Annotated in this window: 17 protein-coding genes and 1 tRNA gene; 11 read left to right on the forward strand and 7 right to left on the reverse strand. The window is 62.0% G+C overall.

Features of this window, described 5'->3' with window-relative positions:
• Positions 1-180 precede the first annotated feature (180 nt).
• Positions 181-3,687, reverse strand: coding sequence for an AAA family ATPase (locus tag GNP00_RS21380; RefSeq protein WP_011578701.1), 3,507 nt, complete (start codon positions 3,685-3,687; stop codon positions 181-183).
• A gap of 228 nt (positions 3,688-3,915) precedes the next feature.
• Here GNP00_RS21380 and GNP00_RS21385 point away from each other — a divergent pair, with 228 nt between their 5' ends.
• Genes GNP00_RS21385 through GNP00_RS21410 form a run of 6 tightly spaced genes read left to right on the forward strand, consistent with a single transcriptional unit; the run spans position 3,916 to position 9,431 of the window.
• Entirely contained in the window at positions 3,916-4,461 is a 546-nt protein-coding gene (locus tag GNP00_RS21385) for a conjugal transfer protein TraD (protein ID WP_011578700.1), read from the forward strand.
• Positions 4,462-4,486: 25 nt separating this feature from the next.
• Positions 4,487-6,535 (forward strand): conjugal transfer protein TraG, encoded by a 2,049-nt coding sequence (locus tag GNP00_RS21390; RefSeq protein ID WP_011578699.1) that lies wholly within the window; start codon positions 4,487-4,489, stop codon positions 6,533-6,535.
• 12 nt (positions 6,536-6,547) lie between these two features.
• On the forward strand, positions 6,548-7,720 hold the full coding sequence (locus GNP00_RS21395) for an AAA family ATPase (RefSeq protein WP_011578698.1): 1,173 nt from the start codon (positions 6,548-6,550) through the stop codon (positions 7,718-7,720).
• On the forward strand, positions 7,717-8,157 hold the full coding sequence (locus GNP00_RS21400; protein ID WP_011578697.1) for a hypothetical protein: 441 nt from the start codon (positions 7,717-7,719) through the stop codon (positions 8,155-8,157). Before GNP00_RS21395 ends, GNP00_RS21400 begins: the two co-directional genes overlap by 4 nt.
• Positions 8,154-8,963 (forward strand): hypothetical protein, encoded by an 810-nt coding sequence (locus tag GNP00_RS21405; RefSeq protein WP_011578696.1) that lies wholly within the window; start codon positions 8,154-8,156, stop codon positions 8,961-8,963. Before GNP00_RS21400 ends, GNP00_RS21405 begins: the two co-directional genes overlap by 4 nt.
• Before the next feature lie 3 nt (positions 8,964-8,966).
• Complete coding sequence (locus tag GNP00_RS21410) at positions 8,967-9,431, forward strand: helix-turn-helix domain-containing protein (protein ID WP_011578695.1); 465 nt, start codon at positions 8,967-8,969, stop codon at positions 9,429-9,431.
• A 154-nt stretch (positions 9,432-9,585) separates the two neighbouring features.
• Here GNP00_RS21410 and GNP00_RS21415 read toward each other — a convergent pair whose 3' ends face one another.
• Positions 9,586-9,789 (reverse strand): hypothetical protein, encoded by a 204-nt coding sequence (locus tag GNP00_RS21415; RefSeq protein WP_041544170.1) that lies wholly within the window; start codon positions 9,787-9,789, stop codon positions 9,586-9,588.
• Positions 9,790-9,861: 72 nt separating this feature from the next.
• Between GNP00_RS21415 and GNP00_RS21420 the strand changes: the two genes are divergently transcribed.
• Together GNP00_RS21420 and GNP00_RS21425 are read left to right on the forward strand one after the other, a co-directional pair.
• Positions 9,862-10,287, forward strand: a complete 426-nt coding sequence (locus GNP00_RS21420) for a macro domain-containing protein (RefSeq protein ID WP_011578694.1) — start codon at positions 9,862-9,864, stop codon at positions 10,285-10,287.
• The gene (locus GNP00_RS21425; protein WP_011578693.1) at positions 10,277-10,837 is read left to right on the forward strand and encodes a type II toxin-antitoxin system VapC family toxin; all 561 of its coding nucleotides are present in this window, start codon (positions 10,277-10,279) and stop codon (positions 10,835-10,837) included. Before GNP00_RS21420 ends, GNP00_RS21425 begins: the two co-directional genes overlap by 11 nt.
• Before the next feature lie 1,236 nt (positions 10,838-12,073).
• Here GNP00_RS21425 and GNP00_RS21430 read toward each other — a convergent pair.
• A tRNA-Arg gene (locus GNP00_RS21430) sits at positions 12,074-12,151 on the reverse strand.
• Positions 12,152-12,428: 277 nt separating this feature from the next.
• Between GNP00_RS21430 and GNP00_RS21435 the strand changes: the two genes are divergently transcribed.
• The 3 genes from GNP00_RS21435 (at position 12,429) to GNP00_RS21445 (ending at position 13,632) form a co-directional block, all read left to right on the forward strand.
• Positions 12,429-12,707, forward strand: a complete 279-nt coding sequence (locus tag GNP00_RS21435) for an HU family DNA-binding protein (RefSeq protein WP_011578691.1) — start codon at positions 12,429-12,431, stop codon at positions 12,705-12,707.
• A 182-nt stretch (positions 12,708-12,889) separates the two neighbouring features.
• Positions 12,890-13,162, forward strand: coding sequence for a Y16D family protein (locus GNP00_RS21440; protein WP_011578690.1), 273 nt, complete (start codon positions 12,890-12,892; stop codon positions 13,160-13,162).
• A gap of 245 nt (positions 13,163-13,407) precedes the next feature.
• On the forward strand, positions 13,408-13,632 hold the full coding sequence (locus tag GNP00_RS21445; RefSeq protein ID WP_041544167.1) for a hypothetical protein: 225 nt from the start codon (positions 13,408-13,410) through the stop codon (positions 13,630-13,632).
• Positions 13,633-13,936: 304 nt separating this feature from the next.
• On the opposite strand, the gene GNP00_RS21450 is transcribed toward GNP00_RS21445, so the two are convergent.
• From GNP00_RS21450 to GNP00_RS21465, 4 genes are all read right to left on the reverse strand, one after another.
• Entirely contained in the window at positions 13,937-14,110 is a 174-nt protein-coding gene (locus GNP00_RS21450; RefSeq protein ID WP_166016283.1) for a hypothetical protein, read from the reverse strand.
• Between the two features lie 226 nt (positions 14,111-14,336).
• A complete protein-coding gene (locus GNP00_RS21455) occupies positions 14,337-16,490 on the reverse strand; it encodes a hypothetical protein (protein ID WP_011578688.1) in 2,154 nt (717 codons plus the stop codon).
• Complete coding sequence (locus GNP00_RS21460; protein ID WP_011578687.1) at positions 16,487-18,289, reverse strand: hypothetical protein; 1,803 nt, start codon at positions 18,287-18,289, stop codon at positions 16,487-16,489. The genes GNP00_RS21455 and GNP00_RS21460 overlap by 4 nt, the downstream gene beginning before the upstream one ends.
• Entirely contained in the window at positions 18,286-19,695 is a 1,410-nt protein-coding gene (locus GNP00_RS21465; RefSeq protein ID WP_343034338.1) for a tyrosine-type recombinase/integrase, read from the reverse strand. The genes GNP00_RS21460 and GNP00_RS21465 overlap by 4 nt, the downstream gene beginning before the upstream one ends.
• Between the last annotated feature and the right edge of the window lie 400 nt (positions 19,696-20,095).

The raw sequence follows: 20,095 nt of genomic DNA on the forward strand, positions 1-20,095 counted from the left end.
CCGAAGGGATACGACGATACTGTCCTGTTTCGTGTTTCTTTAGCTTTTCTTCGCGGCCCGGAGCCTTCGCGGTGATACTCAGGAGCTGACCGTGAGGAAGCTGCCCAGGAAAGTTGCCAAGGATTTCTGCGCTTCGGCCGGATCATGACGCGCCCGCTCGTTAGCCTGAAGGTCGGCCATTCAAGGCTTGAGCGTGGCTCTCATTGATTCCCGTTCCAGGATCTGCTCGCTCTCGGTCTGCCTCGCGACAAACTCACCATGCCGGACGCTCGAGTACACCTTCATCACGGCATCCAGTCCGTCCTGATCGGACTGCGAAACGGAAGGATGCGTGACCTGCCGATTCGCAATTGATCCTCGTGCAAGCTCTCTTGCGCCTTCGTCGCCGAATCGGGACTCGACCGATTTCTTGAGCGCTGAGATCTCTTCGTTGACCGCTGGATCAAACGAAACCGTCTTGAATACCTCGGCCCGCTCCTGATTGTCCTTGGCCTGGGCAACTTTCGCCAGCATCGCTTTCGCCTCCTCCGACACATCCCTCACCTCGACCGCGTCGGCCCTCATCTGACGTTCGACATCGTAACGATAAGTCTGCACGGAACGATGTTCGAACTCTGCGGTACGCACGACATTCGGTCCTATCGCGGCGGCACCTCGTTCGGCCGCTCCGCGCTCTTCGCGCGCCTTGGCGCCGGCGAAAAACCCTTCTCGGCCGCGAAGCTCACCAAGCAGGCTGAAGTCGGCCGAGATACGCTGTGCAGCGCTCGTTGGTCCGTCGCGTGCGATGATGTCGTCGAGACGCCGTTCCGCCGACTTCGGATCACGGTAGGCTGCCTCGAGGTAAATCGAGAGGGCCTGGCGCTCACGCTGCACATCTGCGTCCCGACCGATGGCAGCAGCAATGCCGGCGTCGTCCAATGCTCGCCCAAGACTGTCGCGACGAATGCCGTCTAGACCGACGGCTTGGAACGCAGGGATGAGCACCCGCCTCTCATCGCTTGCTCGATCCCCAGTGCTGCTCGCAGGCTTTTCGTCTCCACTAGTCCCGGTAGGTTGCCGACGGCCGGCGTCATCCGAAACGATGAGCTCCTCCGGGGCCGAGCGCTGCCGTGTGGCTTTCGCGTCTGGCTCGTCCTTTCTCGCCGCCGGCTGCTCCACTGCGCTTGCCCCACCCCTCCCGTCGCTCCGTCCGCCGCTTCCCTTCGCTATAACGCCCGTTTCCATCTCCGACCTCCGTCGATTCTGACCAGACTCTGCGCGCGCCCACTCCTCGTTCGCGACCGGACCGGTCGCCTGGCGCCGTCCCTCCCCTTCACGGCCCTTCTCCGCCACAGCACCCGCTTCCGCGGCTCGCAACTCGCCCAGCCTCACCTTCTGCTCCGCGCTGAGTTCATCATGGGTCGCGTAGGCCACCGAAGCCGACTTGATCTCGTTGCGTCCGATCTGCCGCGCAAGTTGCCTGAGATCGCGCGCCGTCTCGGTTGCTACAAAAATCGTAGCGCTCTCGCGCTGCCTGGTCAGCGCGACATAGCTTGAGGCTGCACGCCAATGATGCGTGTGCAGGAGATAGGTATGGTCAAGCGTCTTGCCCTGCCCCTTGTAGATTGTGCCGGCATAGCCGTGCCTAAACCCTGAAAACTCCGACGCGTACCACTCAACTTTTCTTCCTTCCCGACCCGCTGCAGCATCGAGCGTCACACCGATCCGGCCAAAGTTCCTGTCGATTCTGTCAATGACGCCGGCATTGCCGTTATAGATGCCGGCTCCCTTTGCCGTGTCGGTGAACTGCACCCGGTCACCGACCGCGAAGGGCGCCTCCCCATGTTTGGTGGTGAACACAAAGTCCTCGCCGAGTTCGCCTCGCTCCTTGCGCACCGCTCGCAGATCCTTGTTCAGGACATCGACATCCTTGTTGGTGTAGGCGAACACAAAGCGCGACGATGAAGGATGATCGTGCGAATCCTTGGCCCACTGCTCGACCAGCTTGCCCCGCAACTCTTCTTGCTTTGAAGTCCAGACTATCGCCTTGTTACGAGCAAACGATCGAAGGGCGTCCTCGAAGCGTCCATCTGACAGATCGCGGGCCGCCGCGCGCTGCCAATCCACCTTCTGGCGCGTAACCTGCGTGATCTCCGCCGAGCCATGCTCTTTCTTTAACTCGGTGAATAACCCGCCGCGTTCGATCGAACCAAGCTGCCGGTCGTCGCCGGCCAGGATGACCTTGGCGCCATACAGTCGGGCCTCGCGCAGCACCTCGCCCGTAACCTTGGCGTCCATCATCGCCGCCTCATCAACGACAACAAGAGTGCGCCGATCCCACTGCACGCGTCCGTTCTTCAACCGAAACAGCTCCGCATGAACGGTTGAGCTTCGACTAAGCCCCGCACGGCCAAAACCGGAAGAGCCAAAATCCGTACGGCCCAGGCCTGGGCCAAAGCCCTCGTCTTTCATCGCCTGCGCCACGGCATTGGTCGGCGCCAGGCCGATAACACGATAGCCCGCCGCCTCATGCGCCTCACGGATCGAACCAAGGACAAAACTTTTTCCCGTGCCCGCACGTCCTTCGATGATTTTCAGCCCGCCCGAACCCGTCGCATGATCGAACGCCGCAAGCTGGTCCGCCCGCAACGCGCGCGCGGCCGTTACGCGCTGCCTGGCGACATCCCCCAGATTTCGGTGTGATCCACCGACCACTTGCCGACCATCGGCAAGAGCCAAAACCTCCTGATCCCGCACAGCCCGCGTCGTCCAGCGCCCGACACCGTCTCCTGTATCCCGGTCATGCAATGCCAGCACATCGCCTCGGCCGAGCACCTTGGCCTTCACCTCTGACCGCTCGCCCTCGTCGCGAATATGCTTTTTCAAATGCCGATCGAGATCATACTCGGAAAAACTCGCCTGGTTGCGCGTCAGCACGCCAAGCACGTGCTCGGGATCGCGCGCCGCCTGTTCGTTCGCCTTGCGGATCTGCTCGGCACGCACATTCGCCTCAGCCTCTGGCACCCGCATGCGGATCGGCCCAATATGTTCCTGCGGCACCGCGCTCGTCGCGTCGACCCGGATCGAAAGGCCCTGTTCGGCAAAATACCGGTTCTGGTGATCTCGCCACAATTGGCCCCAGGCTTCGCCTTCCGCCACGATGGCTCGCCCCCCGCCACGCTTGATGACGGGATCGAGATCGCGCGCCTTCTTCGCCGCAAAACCATCCTCTCCCAAACGTCGCGTCGTGATCAGCAAATGCGCATGATAATTGGCCCGCTCCCCTTCGCTCTCCGCCCCGTGCGGTGAATGCACGTCCAGCTGCACCGCCAGGCCTTTGGAGACAAAATGCTCGATCGCGAACGACCGTGCCAGTTCGACGCGATCGTCATGACCGAGCTCGGTATTCGCCGGCAGCGCCAGCACGATCTCGCGGGCGAGTTGCGCGTCCTTGCGCTTCTCCATGGCCTCTGCTGCATTCCACAGCGTGTCGCTCGACGACAGCTCGGCAGGTGCTCCTTCCGGCAGCAGCACCTCGTGATGCTCCGGGGCTTCGCGGTGCTTGAAATAGAACACCTCGCCGGTGCGTTCGGCCCGGATCGCCTCACGGCCGCTATAGGCGGCTGAGCGTACGGCGCTGCCGCCGTCGGCACGGGAAATGTAGCGGGCACGGGCAAAGGCGATGGCCATGCCGACAGAATGCCGCATCTGAAACCCAAGCGCAAGCAAGCATTCGAAGAATGCATATTGCGTCTGCACATATCCGTCACATGGTATCTAGACAGGGGGCGGCAGCCATGGCAAATTGAAGACAGCGCGCGTCAGGCCCAAAGGCCGGTCGACCGCACCAGCCGAGCGATTCAGGGTTTGAAGGCGCCCTTCCCGGCTGGCAAACTCCACACGGGCTTGGGAAGACGGAAACGGAGACATCCGCCAATGGCCCGCACCTCGCTTGCCGAACGCATGAGCCGCCTGGAACAGCAACGGGCAAAACTCGCCGAGCAGGAAGCAAAGCTGAAGGCCGACGAGCGCAAGCAGCGAACGCGCCGCCTGATCGAGGCCGGCACGCTCATCGAAAGAGCCGGCCTGCTAGACCTCGAAGAGACATCTCTTTATGGCGCGCTGCTGTCACTGGCTGGTTTAGCGGGCGACAAGGCAAAAGTTGCAGAATGGGCGAAGGCCGGTAAAGCAGCGCTTGATGAGCAGACCAAAGCCGACGACGCTGCAAGGGAACCGCTGACCGTCACCTTCCCTGCGCCGTTGCCAACCTCGTTTGCTACACGCTTGCGCGCCGCAGGTCTGCGCTGGAACAAGCTCCTGCAGCACTGGGAGGGTTTTGTCGATCACATCGCGGTGGCCGCGCTAACGGCGGAACACGGCGGCTCGGTGACACGCCTTCGCTCTGGCGATGTCCTTGACGGGGATGGCCTGGCCAAAAAGTCAACCGGTGGCAGACCGTCTGGCAAGTCACCGGGCTCGTAGCGACAGGCGCGCGGTGGGACAAAAGATGCTCGGTCGACTTTCCTACAATTCGTTCCGCATTGCCATCAAGGCATCGATCGCCATCCTGCCGCTCGACATCTGGTATCCCGCCTGGCGTTATGCTTACGCGCTCTGGGGTGACGCGCTGATCGGCTGGTACCAGAGCGGCCTGTCACCAGCATCGGTCACGTACCGGCTTGGCTACGCGGCTTGGCCTTCGGTTGCTTTGATCGGTCCCGCCGCGACTATGACGATCGCGTTGATGTTGCGGCGATCAGGAATGGTGTTGCCGCTCACGGCGATCGCCGGCGTGTTCGGCATGGCCGCTGCCACGTTTCTCAGTGTCTGGCCCGAGGCGATACGATTGCTTTCTTATAGGCCTGCCTACGCCTGGTCCGACATTTTGCGCACCGCGGACATGTCCGTCTTCTATGCCGGCGTCGTGGGCTTTCTCGCGACCATCGCCGGCGTAAGAATGCTGATGGGCAAGTCGCTGCGCGGCCCGGGAATAAGACCGGTTGAGCGCGCCGCCTCGGACATTTTTGGCCACGCCGACTGGATGGAGATCCGCGAAGCGCAAAACCTTTTCTCCAATGCGAACAGGTCCTCGGATGCAAAAAACCTCGGGGGTGTCGTCATCGGCGAGGCCTATCGCGTCGATCATGATGCACCGGCAAGGCGCAGCCAAAAGTTCGATCCACATGATCGCAAGACATGGGGCAAGGGCGGCAAGGCGCCGTTGCTCACCTTTGATCTTTCCTGGGGCGGCACGCACGGTCTCGTCTTTGCCGGCTCCGGCGCCTACAAGACTGTGTCGGTCTGCGTGCCGACTTTGCTTACCTATCGCGGCCCGATCGTCACCCTCGATCCGTCATCGGAGCTGGCGCCGATGCTGACTGGCGCGCGCACGGGCATGGGTCGGCGCGTTATCTCGATCGATCCGATGAAGGGGACCGGCAGCTTCAATGCGCTCGGCTGGCTGGACAAGGAGTCGCCGCTGATCGACGGTGACATCCGCTCCGTCGTCGACTGGATCTGCGGCGAGAAGGTTTCCGCAACCCGCGATGCGCCGCACGCCACCTCGGGAAAAGCCTTCTTCGAGGGCCGCGGCAAGGCGATCGTCGAGGCGCTTTTGTCCGACATCGTCTTCGATGGTGAGTTGCCGGACGACAAGCGCAACCTCGTCACGCTGGCCGAACGGCTTGCCTTTCCGGAAAAGGCGATGCGGGACGAGCTGGCGCGCATCCACGAACATTCGTCTTCGCACCGTGCCCGCCATCTCGCCGGCCAGCTGATGGATCTGGTTGCCGAAACGTTTTCCGGTGTCTACGGCAATATGAGCGAACAGACCGAATGGCTGGCCAATCCTGCCTACGCAAAACTCGTTTCCGGCAATAGCTTTAAGACAGCGGATCTTGTCGCCGGCGATCTCGATCTTTTCATCAACTTGCCCATGAAGGTGCTGGAATCGACACCGGCGCTTGCCCGCGTCGTCGTCGGATCGCTGCTCAATGCCGTCTACGAGGCCGACGGCCGTTTGCCCGGCGGCCGTGTCGTCTTCCTGCTCGATGAAGTCGCCCGCCTCGGCTACATGAATTCGCTTGCCAGGGCGCGCGACGCCGGTCGCAAATACGGCATTACGCTGGTCATGCTCTACCAGTCCGAGGGCCAATTGAAAGAACAATGGGGCGACGGCGGCAAAAGCGCCTGGTTCGAAAGCGCTTCCTGGCGCTCCTATGCCGCGATCGGCTCGCTCGAACAGGCCCGTGCCGTCTCCGAGGCGCTCGGCGAGCATGGTGTCGTCTTGAACAGCGAGACGAAGAACCGGGGCAAGAGCGCGAAGCCGCTCGAGATCGGCACCGCCTCGACCGGCGCCTCGGAGCAACGTTCGGAGCGCGGCCGGCGTCTGGCAACCGTCTCCGAAATCCTGGCCGACGCTCGGGCCGACGAGCAGTTCGTCTTTGTGCAAGGCAGAAAGCCGCTGCGCTGCGGACGCGCTATCTATTTCCGCAGACCGGAGATGGTCGCAAAGGTCGCAGACAATCGTTTCGCGCCGCATGCGACGATTACGTGATCGGACAGCGCGATGCGCAGGATCGGCCTTGCAGAAATCCTCCTCGGCCTCGTTGCGCTGATCGTCATCCTTGCCGTCGCCGAAACCTATGCCGGTATTATTCTTGTCATCGCAGTTGCCATCATGGCCTGGCGGCTGGCACGCGCGGCAACGCACGGCGTTCCGATGTCCCGCAAAATCCGGATGGAAAATGGAGGCGCTCAAGGAGCGGGTGACGAAGTCCCCGTTCTACCGATCCGCGTCGCAAAAGATCGGCCGCTTGAAGAAATCCTTGCGGAACTCGACGCCATGACCGGCTGGCATTCGGTCAAGGCAGAGGTCAGGAAACTGGTCGCGGTGCTGCAGGCGGAACAGGAACGCCGCCGGTACGGCATCGCGACCACGCCTCCCAGCCTGCATCTGGTCTTCCTCGGCAACCCCGGCACCGGCAAGACCACGGCCGCCCGCCTCATGGGCGAGATGTTTCGCACCCTCGGCCTACTCAAATCCGGTCATGTCGTCGAGGTCGACCGAAGCCAGCTCGTCGCCGGCTATATCGGCCAGACCGCGATCAAAACGCGCAAAGCTATCGAGGCAGCCCTCGACGGCGTGCTCTTCATCGACGAGGCTTATGCGCTGGCCCCACAGCATGCCGGCAATGACTTTGGCCGCGAGGCGGTCGACACTATGCTCAAGCTCATGGAGGACCACCGCGACCGTCTTTGCGTCATTGTTGCCGGTTACACCGGCGAGATGCGCCGCTTTCTCGATTCGAACCCCGGCCTTCGATCGCGTTTCACTCGCACCATCCTGTTCGAGGACTATGCGCCCGCCGAGCTTCTTGCCATTTTCCGCGACCTGGCCAAACGCGACGGTTTTGTTCTCGATGCGGCGGCCAGCGAAGCCGCCGAACTCGCCTGCGTGCGCATGGAGGCCGAATATGGCGGCGACGCGACCTGGAATCAGATCGCCGAGCAAAACTCGTCGGACCAAGAGCTTTGGGACCAAAAAGCTCCGGACAAAAGTTCCTTCGGCAATGGGCGCGCCGTGCGCACGCTGTGGGAGCGCACGCGCGAGGCCCAGGCCATGCGGTTGGCAACGAAAGGCGTCGGAAGTGCCGGCCGCGACGCCATCATGCGCATCGACGTCTCCGACATAGAAGCCGCGGAAACCGATCGGACAAAAGCGGCGGGAGCAGGCCGGTGACCGCCGGCACATCTCTTGCAGATATCGGGGCGGTGCTCGTGCGCTGGGCAAAACTCGTCCCTGCCCTGCTCTGGCGCGATCCGATCTTTCGTTACGCCGCGATCGCCGCTGCCGTCGCGATGATCTTTCTCATCGCGCGCCTGGCGCAGGATCTTGCCGGGCCGGGCGCCATACCGCCGGCCGGACAGGCCACACAGGGGTCCGGCGGACCGGCCGGCGATCCCGGCCATGTCGATGAAGGCGACGATGCGCGCGGCACCGGAATGGAACAGGATGAAGAGCAGCCGCCGCGGCCCGGATCGGCCTCGACGTTACCGGCCCGGGAGGAGACGACGCCGCGCGTGATCGCGCCGGGCCGGTCGCTCGAGAATATCGAGGTCGAGCCGGCGCCGGCCGACAGTTTTGGCACGATGCCGACAGGAGACCCAAAAAGATGACATCACAGGGCAAGACCTTCATGGCCAGCGCGGCCGCCCTTGCGATCGCAAGCTTCTGGCCTGGGGTGACGCCCGTTGTCGCGCACGATGGGACCCCCGAAACCGTCGAGCAGCGTCTCGAGCGTATCGAGCAGAAGCTCGACCGCATCCTTGAACGCCTCGAAGAAGAGGGACTGAAGACTGGGCCAGTCGCGGCCGGCGCCGCCACCATACCACCCGCGCCCGCCAGAGAAACCAACACCGACATTCCGCCGCCGCCCGGCGTTCCCGACCCGCAGCCCTTCAGGCCAGGCGCCGTTGCAATCGCCCGCGCCGCGCCCGAGCGGCCGAATGCGCTCTCGGACATACCGGCCGACAGCGTCGGCAGCTTCGTCTATGGCGGCGGCGCCATCCCGCTCAATGAATTGTCTCGAAGCGGCGTCCGCTACACCGGTGTGGCCGCTGTCGAGCTGCAGGGCTGGCTGAAGGTGACCGAGCCCGGGCGCACCCAGATCGGTGTCGAGTACCAGGCGACAACGGGCTCCAACGCGTATATTTCCGTCGCCTGCATCGCCTCTGTCTGGCTGGAAGACCGCGCGATCGGCTCCGAACGCGGCGACATCCCCATGCCCGCCCGAGAGCAAAAAAACATCTCGCTGGTGATGGGTGCCGACCTTCAGCCCGGGCTCTATCGCCTGCGCGTCTGGTCGGCCTGCACGCCGCCGCGCGACGTCAGGCAGCTCACCGCAGAACTTCTGGTCAAGAGTCCGACCGACATGAACCTGCGCGCGATCACCAGCGGCGACCTCCTGCATCGGGGAGGCTGACGCATGGCGAAGAAGAAACGGAGCGATGCCGCGTGGATTGCCAGGCGCGGTCTTGTCGAAACCCGCGATACGGAAATCCACAGGCCGATACTGCGCAAACCCGGCTTCAACGGTGTGCCGACATTCGGAGAGATGGAAACTTCACTCGGCCGGGCATTGCGGGCAAAGCGCTCTGAGCGCAAGCTGACCCGCGAGCAACTCGCCACGATGATCGGATTGTCCACGCAGGTTTTTGGCCGCTACGAAAAAGCCATCTCCAAAATGAACGTCACCCGTCTGATTCACCTGTGCGAGATCCTCGATGTCTCGCCCGTGGACCTGATCTACGAGGCCGCACCGCACCTGTTCGGCGATACGCCGCAGGAGGCCAAGCTTCGGGCAAGCGCGGCACGTTGGTTGTGGGAACTCCCGGCCTCCACTGTCGCCGCCCTGCATGATGTTATGGTGACGATGATCCCCCGATCATGAGACTTACACCGCCGCGGCCGGAAATGTTCGGCGCCTTGGCCCACCCGACGTACCACTGAAACGTACCGACCGTTTTCAGCCTTGAAGATGAGTGCGGGGACATACTCCCCGTTTGCCGACTGCGCTCGTCCAGTCGGCAAACGTATCGAACATCCTAGTGAACAGCGTTGAACCGCGAATTGGGCAGTGAGTCCCATGCACCCAATCGATCAAAAAAGGTCCGCGCGGCTGGATCGCATTTCCTGAGTTCTTGCTCGCGCTTCTCGAGCGTCATGGCATCGATCCGACCTGCACGCCAGTCCCCCATCAGCTGGCGCACCGAGAGCGGGGCAAGGTCCATAAAAGGGTCGAACTTCATCGTCGCATCCTTCCTTCAATATCGTCGAAGATAATAGCGGCCGGTCGATTTGGTTCAAGGAGAAATGGTAGCGTGATCCCGCCACTGACGATCCTGTCGCGACCGGGAAGAGTGGCCTCCGCCATTGCCTTGTGTGACAAAAGCTACTACCTTGCACACAAGGAATCGCAGGAGCACCATATGCCGATCGCAGGCGCAGCCAAGGTGCGGACCGACAGGCCCGCCCCACGCACGAGAAAAGTCGCAGGAACGCTCGGAGCGGCAGCCGTCCTCGAGGATGCCAGGCGGGCCGGCCTCCTCGACGGCGAGAAGACCGAGCACCTGTCGTTTCGGGCGCCAAGGGCGCTTATCGAAGCGGCAAAACGCGAGAGTGGCGTGGACACCCCGACCGATCTCGGTCTGCTCGCTCTGGCCACGCTCGCCCAGCCCGATCCCGTTGCGGCGTTCTTCAAGCGCACGCATGGCAAGCTCGGGACGAGCCATACGCTTGAATTCTGATCTGCGCGCTGCGCTGCGGCGCTACAAACCCGACAAGCACCGAGCGCAGTTCAAGCCGCGACCGAAGGACAAACTTGTCGGCGTGGCGGACGTCGGGTTGGCCGGTCGACCGATGCTCGTGCCGGACACCAATATCTACATCATGTCGGCGGCCGGCACCTTGCCGCCGCCTGTACGCCTGCTGGTCGAGCGCGCGCTTCTGTTTCACTGTTCCGTATGCCTGGCGGAGCTCGCCACCGGCGTCGCCAATCTCGAACCGTCGAACTCAGCATGGCACGCCGTCCGCGATCACTATGCCGCTCTCTTCGACATGGTCCCAGACAGCCGTCTGCTGACGCCTGATCATCAGGTTTGGTTGGACGCCGGCATGATTGCCGGAACGCTCGCGCGCACCCAGAATTTTCAGAAACATCAGCGCAAGGAATGTCTTAACGACGCACTGATCTATCTGACAGCCGCAAAGGCCGGACTGCCCGTTCTCACCGCCAATCGGGACGAGTTCGACATCCTACAGCAGGTTGCGCCCGGCGGCCGGTTTATCCATCTCTAAGGTCCACCGCTGTGCGGGAATCCTGCTCGCAGAGTTGCAGCCGGCTGGTCTATCCAGCTCTGATCCAGAAATGTCACTTTGCTCGCGGGAGGATGCAATTCGCGTACGCACATAGGAATTGTGCATTGCAATATCGCTCTCCTGTGCTAGCCTGCCTTGTCGATTGTGCACCTCCTCCCGAGCGGCCGACGCTGAATGTGGTGCACCTCCGCGGCGCGCCGCATTTTGAATAGAGCCCGCCGCACCTCCTCCCGCGGCGGGCTTTTTCTTGTCGCTGGACTCTTGCGCTTTCGGAGGTCGTTATATTAGGGGGTTGCGGAGAGCAACCTTTTCACCTGACCGAATATTTAAACAGTCGATCCATAAGAAAAATCCAAACATCCCTTAGGCTTCTAAAGACCTTCTGGATGGCATGGTCGCTCGGGACCGGCTAACCAATCTGTGTCAACACGACCAACCAAGACTATAATTCTGCTGGAAAAGACCATTATGAAACCGCTGCGACCGTTCATCGTTGAAATCAAGCGGCGCGGCAGGAAGAGCACCACCGCCGCGGCCAAATCATCCATATGGCCCGATCCAAGCGTGTTTCGTGAGGTCGGGGCGGATTTGCCGTTGCCGACGCCTACCGGCGCCACCCCGGCCCGTCACCTGAGCGCGCCCGCCGCGCATGCACCAAGAATCCTGCAGGACAAGTTGGCCGACGCCGTCGATATGCCTGCAAGGGCAAGTTTGATCGATAGCATGCCAAAGCCGACAACGAGCACACCAGTCCGCCAAAAGCCGCGAAGGCAGCCAGACGCCAATACATCGGTGGCGAAACGTCCGGACATACCAGCGGAGAGATCGGAGCCGCTCGGAGAGGACAGCATGCGTCCGCCACGCGTAAGATGGCGCAAGTCGCGTCGATGGGCAAGAAAGAACCGACAGGAGTATCCTGCGGGCCAACGCTGGAAGCGGCGGTTACCGAAGGTCCTGAGATAGCGATCGATGAAAGATCTTGCGCTGCTCGCTGAGGCAACCGAAGAACAAATAGAGGTCTCCGTGGCACGGTACAATTAGGAACGTCCGCCAAAGCGATGGCCGAAATTCTTTTTCGCTGTCGGCCTTTTCGCGATATGCAGTGTCCTTCTCCTGTTTGCCGCTATGCCAATTCCATGCTGACGGTGAGCCGCGTAAGGCATGTCGTTCACGGCAACTGCGAGGGCTCTCCTTGCTCTCCGTCGCAGAAGCAGTTGGTGCGCTCGGCAGGGGTTTGAACCTGCAACCCTCAGATTCGAAGTCTGATGCTCTATCCAGTTGAGCTACGAGCGCGGCATCCGTGCAAACTGGGCTTGCAGCACCTTGCATTCAAGTCTTCGGTGTCGATCCAACATGCAAAGTGATGTGCCATCGCGCACGTGTAAGCCCGGATTCATTCTGGCAACGTCCCGGTGAAAATGGCGTTCGACGCGTCAACGGACACCGGCACCATGTTCGGCCGGATCAACGAACGATTCCCTGGATTTGCCATGAGGCGTCGGTTACCGCCTCTTGCGTCTTGGCAGTTTCGTGGTCACACAAGGATGGGCGGAAAATGAGGAGCATTTTTATGACCAGTGCCAATGAGATCGCCGACAAGATAGCCGGCGCCCACGGTTTGACCAAGGCGCAGGCCAAGACAATCGTCGAAAGCGTATTCAAGGAGATTGCCGGCGCCGCGGCAGCTGGCGCTGAGACTTCCATCCCCGCCTTCGGCAAGTTCAAACCGAAAAAGACCGCGGCGCGCGAAGGCCGCAATCCCTCGACCGGCGCAACGATCAGGATCGCAGCTTCGACGAAACTGACCTTCACACCGGCCAAGGCGTTGAAGGATGCGCTGAACGGCTGACGCGCCAAGCCTACCAAGGGTCGTGCTGCGGCGCGATTGCCGCCCGTGCAGATCCGGCAGGACAATCGCATTCATCCTGGAGAAGGCAGTCTTGGCGAGAGGGTGAGCGGGCTATCGCCACCCTCCACGCTCCTTGATCGGGGCGCCAATTGCGTCCATACTGGCGGTGACGGGAAATCGAGATGTTTTTCAGACGTCAGGCATCAGGCGAGCGCATCGTCGCGGTTGCCGTGCAGTTGGATGAGTTCGTGTTGTCGCTGCCTGCACCGGCACGACACGAGGATCTGTATGCCGGCGTTCATAGGGCGACTGGCGCACTGCCGACCCCCGACCAGCAAGGCTTCCTGACAAGCAAGGGGCGTTTCGTGAAGCGCCATGCTGCGCGTGACATTGCGATTGCCGCGGGGCAGGCCGATCGCGACTGTCTCCTGCTGACCAGCCAACACCTCTGGTAAAGTCGCTATACGGCCCAGGCTGAAGGGGAGCGTCGGCCCGTTTCGTCGACGGATCACAGGGTCGGCGCGCCGCAGGCGCTTTTGCATTCGCTCGACACGGAGGCCCGGCATCCGGCCACGAGGTGTGACGCACATCCTTGCCACCGCCCGCCTCCGCCGAAATATCACTGGCATGAATCGATCGCAGCATATCCGATTCATGGAAGTCCTTGAAACGCACGGACAGGCGTAATGGACAAGATGGAATGCTCGACCCTGATGCCGATCCCATCCTGCTCAACCGTGTCGACCCGGCGCGCAAAATGGCGCGCCATTATCGTGTCGCGATCGAGCCGACCTCTTCGGCTGGTCGGCAGTGGTGCGTGACCGGGGCCGCGTCGGACGCTCCACCCGCCGGCGTCTCGATCTCTATGACGAGACCGGTCAAGCGCTCTCGGCAGCCCACAGGCTGCTGCGACAAACTGCGCTGAGGCTATGTGTTGTCGAAGATACCGGTCGGTCGGGGCCGCGCCGCGTGAACGGAAGGCGGCCCGGTCGATCGGTCCGCCTCGCATGAGGCGAGGAAAGGTGCCTCCTATGAAGGAGGCACCTCGTCGCGCCCGACCTCGTCGAGCCAGGCTTCGTATTCGGCCAGGGCTTCGTCGAGGGCCGCCTTGATCTCGCGGTATTCGTCGCGGTCGCAGCAGTTCCTGAGTTCCGCGCGTTATCCTGACAGTCAAGCCGATTTATCGAAACATCGTGAGGAAGGGCGCAAAGCGCCCTTCCTCTTCTTTCTTATTCGAGTTCCGCGAGAAAGATGTCGATATAGCGCGCGAAATGCTCGTCCTCGGCCTGAGCCTTTGCAATCAGAGCAGCCAGCTCGGCTTTGGCAGCGGCACGTTCTTTCTTCGTGAAATAGCAGTGGCGAAGCTCGGCGCGCAATTCGATGATTTGATCCATAGTGGTCATGTTGATCGTCTCCATTTTGATGACGTCAACGAGGCCACGAGCGCACGAAGCGCGTGTCAGGGAGCGCGAAGCGACCGGCGGAGCCGGCGAGTGGGGGAACCGAAATGCGATAGCATTTTGGGGGGACCGCTCGTCCTTGACACGTGCTGAGCAGCCGTAGAATGGGACGGCAGAAAGAGGAGAACCCGCGACCCCGACCAGGGGTCGCGACCGTATTCCTATGAGGTCATCCGCTTGCACCCTGGCTGTCGGATAAAACCTTCTCGATCCTGCGCAAGTCTTCGGCGACAGCAAGCCGCTGCAGTTCCGCCAGCCTCTTCTCCCTAAGGATTGCCCTGGCGTTCTCAGCAGCGCCTGCCCATGCGGGCCGGTGCCGAGACGTAATACACGCGTTCGGGCATCGTGTCGGCTCACACAACGAGATCAGCGGCTCGTCCTGATCGCCAGCCCCAGCGTGGCGGAGACAGACGGCAGTGGCTGGGTCGAAGAAGCAGTCGGCCAGCACGCCGACGTGAAGTGTGCGGGCCGTATCCGCCAACAGCACACGAAGGCGAGCACGATCAGCGATCATGCCCGGGAAAGGCTGGAGCTCAGCGGCGGCATTATCCAGCGATCTGCCGATCCGTGTCGCAGCCGGACCAGAAAGGCCCGCTCCGAGCTGACGCTCATCGAAGTAGCTCAATATGTCATCCATCTGCCCGAGGCGTCGCTCTGTCTCGACCTCGGCGCTGAAGCCCGAGCGGCTCGAGCCCGCATAGCCTTCGAAAGCTGCGACGGAGACGTGCTTGTACTGGATCATGCCGGCGATCGTGCCGAAGGGGCGATTGGCGATATGCCAGGCAATCGTCCTGCGAAACTGACGTGTCGTCAGTTGCCAGGGATGCCCATTGGGTGCGGCCGGAATGACGGGAGCATCCGCAGCCCCGAAATGTTCGTTCAGATGGTCTCGAAACTGATTCAGCCTGGTGACGATGTCCGTCGCGAGAGTTTGCTTTCGGGCACGCGCGACGAAGAGAACCGGCCACAGCGTCTTCGTGCCGCGGCGCTCGGCGGAACGGACGACAAGCCGTTCGAGCACCGATATGGCGCTCGCGACGGGCTCGATGGTGATCCACTCGGCCTCCGCACCATGCGCTTGCTTCCCCTTGTAGGCGACCGACTTCACCCGATGCCTGTCGACCAGGCCGTCTTCGCTCCTGGTGACGGACAGACAGCCGGGCCGCATGGCCTGGACCTCGCTGTCGCGCATACCGGTGAGATAGGCGCAGACGATATAGCAAGCGGCTTGCAGCATCCGTTCCTCGACCGCGAGCGCTCTCACATCAAAGCGGGAACGCCAGGGATGGCCGGTATCGGGGTCGACCGAAATCTGCGTGTCCATTCCGCCGACCTCCGTCCCCAGTTCCTGAGCCGCGGCCTGAACGGTCCATCGCACGTCATTATTGGGTTGGCCGACGGCAGATCGTTGGAGATTGGCGTCGGCACCGATATGCAGATAGATCAGATGCCAGTTCACGGGTGGCCCTGACTCCGCAGGTGATGCCGGCCCACCGATTCTGACCGGCCATACCGGAATGCCGCGGCCTTGCCGTCGGCGTTCATCGAGATAGGCATTCAGGCGGGCCTGGCGGCGCGCGCGCCGTGCGTTTCGAGGCGCCAGCGCGTCCCCGGCAACCAGCATCCTGTGACCATCCTCGAGCGCCCGCAACTCGTTGCGCGCCGCGAGAATATCGGGCGCAAACACCGTGACGTATTTGAGTGACCAGGCAAGCAGTGGCCGGATAATCTCCTCGGGAATGCGAGGCGTCCGGTTCTCTTCGACGGAGAAACGATACCCTGCAACCTCCGCGGGCCGGCGGCCGCGCCACGGCTCGAAGGGCAGCTTCGCCACGGATAAATGGTTGCGAAAGGCATAGAGGTCGAAAACGATCCCCAGCCACTGGGTGACAATGATCGGCCGGCGTCCATCGCGGAGAGACCTGGCGAAGCGGTCGAGCAAAGCCTGATTGGCGCTGTCAAGATCGCAAGTCCCGCACTCGGCCTTGACGAAATTGAAAAAGGTCAGCGCGAAACGAAAGAGGCGACGGACGCTGACCGGAGGCGCCCTCATCTTGTACCCCGGCAGATCGGTGTTCAGGCGCACATAAAGATAGTCGCGAATGGCGGCCGCAATGGCTGGGTCGTCAATGGCATCAAAGTCTACCCTGGTATCGGAGCGACGGACATTCTCCCGAAAAACCGCCGGCCCTAAATCCCATTGAGCATCACCATATCGCGACAGACAGGACCTGTCGAAACCAGCGTGCAGTGGCGCCGTCGCCAGAACCGGCCGGTCGTCCGTGACTGCTATGGCGGTGTAGGAGGATGTTGCGGACTTCAAAGTGACACCTCCGGCGGCAAGTAAACCGAAACCGGTTCTCTGGCGAGTTCACGACGCGCCTCCTCGACGGTCGCCGCGCTGAAAGCTGGAAGAATATGCCCGGTGATGCGGGCATGCGCGGCTGCGAACTTCATCGGCCAATGGCTGGAGGAGAGCGAAATACGCTGTTCTTCGAGGAACCTGAGAAAGGACAGGATCGCGGGGAGCTTGCGGGCGGTGATGACCGCGTTCGGGCATTCGAGGCAGCCCCAGAACGGCAACGAGCAAGGCGAACCGGGTGCGGCATAAGGGCTGGAAAAGAAGCCGCCACAGCTCGCCAACCATACATCTTGCTCTCCATCGAGGAGTGAGATCGGATCGCTCCCCGCTGGCGCGGCGACTGAAGCAGCGACGGGGTCATCGCGCCAGGTATCCTCCTTCTCCGGCGTCAGGATGATCGGCGACATGGCCGATGTGACCGCCTCATTGAAGGCGTCGGCGATCGTAGTCTCGTGAAGCGGCCTGAGTGCAGGAATATCGGCATAGTGCCGAGAAGCCACTTCCCGCGTGTGGCCGACGGCAAAGCGCGTCATGTGCCCCTCGGTCTTCAGATACCAGAGTGCCTTATGCGTTTTGCGAAGACGCGAAAGCACCAAATGAAGCGGCCGTCCACCATCATCGAGAATATTGTGCTCTCTTGTCCATGCCGCGGTGAGAGACTGCGTGTCTTTTAGCCCGGATCTCAGCCCTCCGAGCCCGTAATGCAGCCAAAGACAATCGCTTGGTCGGTGCTTGCGGGCGGCGGCCGTCACGGCAATGATCTGTCGGATGAGCCCGCCCGGCGTTCGCGGCCCGCCATCCCGCACACGAAGCGTCTTGTGCTCTGCACCGCGCGCTCGGAGTTTGACGTAAGCGATCTCGACCGTGCTGTTTGCCGGATTCTGGAGACATTCGACGGTCAAGGTCTTGCAGCATTCGATCTCCAGACCGGTGTCGAGCGCCAGAAGCACCAGCAGCGGAACGACCTCCTGCGAGGTCAGATAGTGCCATTCGTGAAGCTGGTGACAAAAGTTCTGTGACGAGAGACCCCGCACCCTTCGGGCGTGCAGGAGAGCTTTGTATTTGCGATCGGTATGAAGGAGAATGCCTCTCGCATCGATGTGTGCATGCACGCGGTCTTCCAAGACCTTGAGTTCGGGGTCCGTGGCCACCGGCCTGGGCTCACGAAAGCGCCGGAAGATACGTCCGATATCCGCACGGGCTGCATCGCGAAGCTGACGCGCAATATAGGGACTGTAGGCGTCCCGGGGATGCGAGGGCGGTATCGGCCTCAACGTCGTATAGGCCAGGCGGTCGCGCAGCGTAGCGGAAAAGATGGTCGTTCCTTCAGCGGCAATCTCTCGCAGGGCCACGATGACCTTCGTCAAGATGGTCAGCAGGTGGATTGGCGACTTACCGTTTGCCGCCAACCAGGCCTCGAAGCCATCAATGTGGCGCGCCTGAAGGAGTCCGGGGACATCAGGCACGTCGCCGGCCTCGGCCAAATAGGTGAGAAACAGCGGCAGGGTCCGGGTATAGGCCGCCACAGTCGATCTGACGGACAGACGCCCGCCAAGACCGGCCAGCCGGCGCAGCGCACGGGCGAATGCAAGCGCGAGCCAACGCGGCATCAGGCGCGTATAGTCGACCAGGACCTCGCCGCCGTCTTGCGTCTGAATGTTGAACCGCAGACCCGATATCGCCTTTGTCTGTCCCTGTGGTGAACCAGCGAGTTCGCGACCGAACGTGACAGGTTGGCCTTTGCGAGGACGAAGGCTCATAGCCGGCTCCCGCTTGGCAGCAGGGCGAGCAGTTCGGCGACAGCCGTATCGACAGTATCGGCGCGCGTGGCGATATGATCGAGGTAGAGGGAAGTAGTCTCCAGGCTCGCATGCCCGAGAAGCCGCTGCACCTGCTGAAGAGGATCACCGAGCAGCCTGCGGTAACCTTCTGCGGGTCCGGCGGAAATTGCCGACGCTGCGCCTTCGAGTTGGCGCTGGATGAGCATCGCGAGCATATGGACCGCAAAGGTATGACGAAGCTGATGCGGGCTGATGTTGATTGGAAATCCGTTCGCCCGGCAGCGACGGCAGGCACGGGCGAACGCAACCTCCCAGGAGTTTGGGCACACCGGCTGACCGACCTCGGTCAGCCACAGCACCGCCGGCTCGATGGGTGCATTGTCTGGATCACAGATGACGAGGCGCTCTCGTTCCGCCGGCGAGAAGATCTCCAACGGAACAGTTCGTCCGTCGGCAAGCGCAACGTTGGTCGAGCCGACAACCGGTCGGCGAACAAAGATCGGCCGCTCCATCGAGCCCCAGCCTTGCCGGGCCTTGAACTTCGCCGCAGCATGCGCGCGTTCCACGCGAATGTAGGTTCGGAGCCGCTGAAGCAACCCGTCAGGAACAAGGATGGCCCGGCCGCGCTCGCCTTTGGTAAGACCTGCGGGTAGATTGAACCATGTCTGCCGGATCGCGGAACCGGACGTCGGCAGGGCATCGACTTCGAACGCCAGGAGAAACGAGGCTTCTTCGAGCCTCAAGCCGGTTACCACCAGCATCTCCGCAAACAGCGCGTTGCGAAGTCCATTCCTGTCGCGAGCACCAGGCCGCTCGGCTCCGTCAGGAGCAAGGCCACGCAGCCCTACATCGCGAAACCTTCGAAAATCCTCGAGCGTGACGAAACGAATATCGGATCGCTTTACCCGTCGTTCGAACGCATCGTTGCGCACGACAATCTGACCTTGGCCTCGCGTACGATTGCGACGCCAGACCTCTCGATGCGAGAACGGGCTGGAAGAGAGAAGCTCCTCGCGCACTCCCCACTCATAAAGCTTGTCTATTGCCGCGACGGAGCGGTTCCATGATGCCGCCGATATCCGGCTACCGGGTTCGGCCCTTCGACGTGCGCGATGGAAGGCCTCAACGTCCTCGCGATCAGCCTTCCAGACCGTCTTGTCGCGGGCATCGGCAAGGAATCGCAACCAAACGGTGACGTCGTAGCCGTAGGCGCGGAGAGAATGACGGGAGCGGACGCCGTTGAGGGGCAGATCGAGGAAGAAGCGATCGACATCAGGATCGTATAGCGCCCCGTCCCGGAGGATCAGCGGGACATGGGCGTCAAGGCCTTCCGCTGATCTCCGCTCCTGAATGGTGATGCTTGAAGCTGCGATTACATTGTCCACAAGTTGTTCAACCTTCCCCCGGACCCCCATCCGGGGAGCCCAGCATCAACGAAGGAGTTCAACTTGCCCGGCGCTATCCAGGCCGGCCTCCGCCAGCTATTTGGGAGCGCTGCGGCCGGCCTGGATAACGCCTCCGTCAGTCCTGTTGCATCGACGTCAGCAAGACACTGGGAGTCGGTGCAGACTGTCAAGATAAGGCCCGCAGTTCCTCGATATGTTGTTCGAGCAGCATCGTCGTCTCCTGTGGTTCGTGTGAAGGACGACGACGCGGGTCATGGTGGTGCGGGGTGGGTCGAGACCCGCCGGAGGTGGCTCGCGCGCGGAGGAACCGATTTTTTGACGATGCCCTCTTCCGGGCGTCGGCAAAAAATTGGAGGCGCCGCGCGGTCTCGAGGCGCCT

The organism is Chelativorans multitrophicus, assembly GCF_011317445.1.
Taxonomy (GTDB): domain Bacteria; phylum Pseudomonadota; class Alphaproteobacteria; order Rhizobiales; family Rhizobiaceae; genus Chelativorans; species Chelativorans multitrophicus.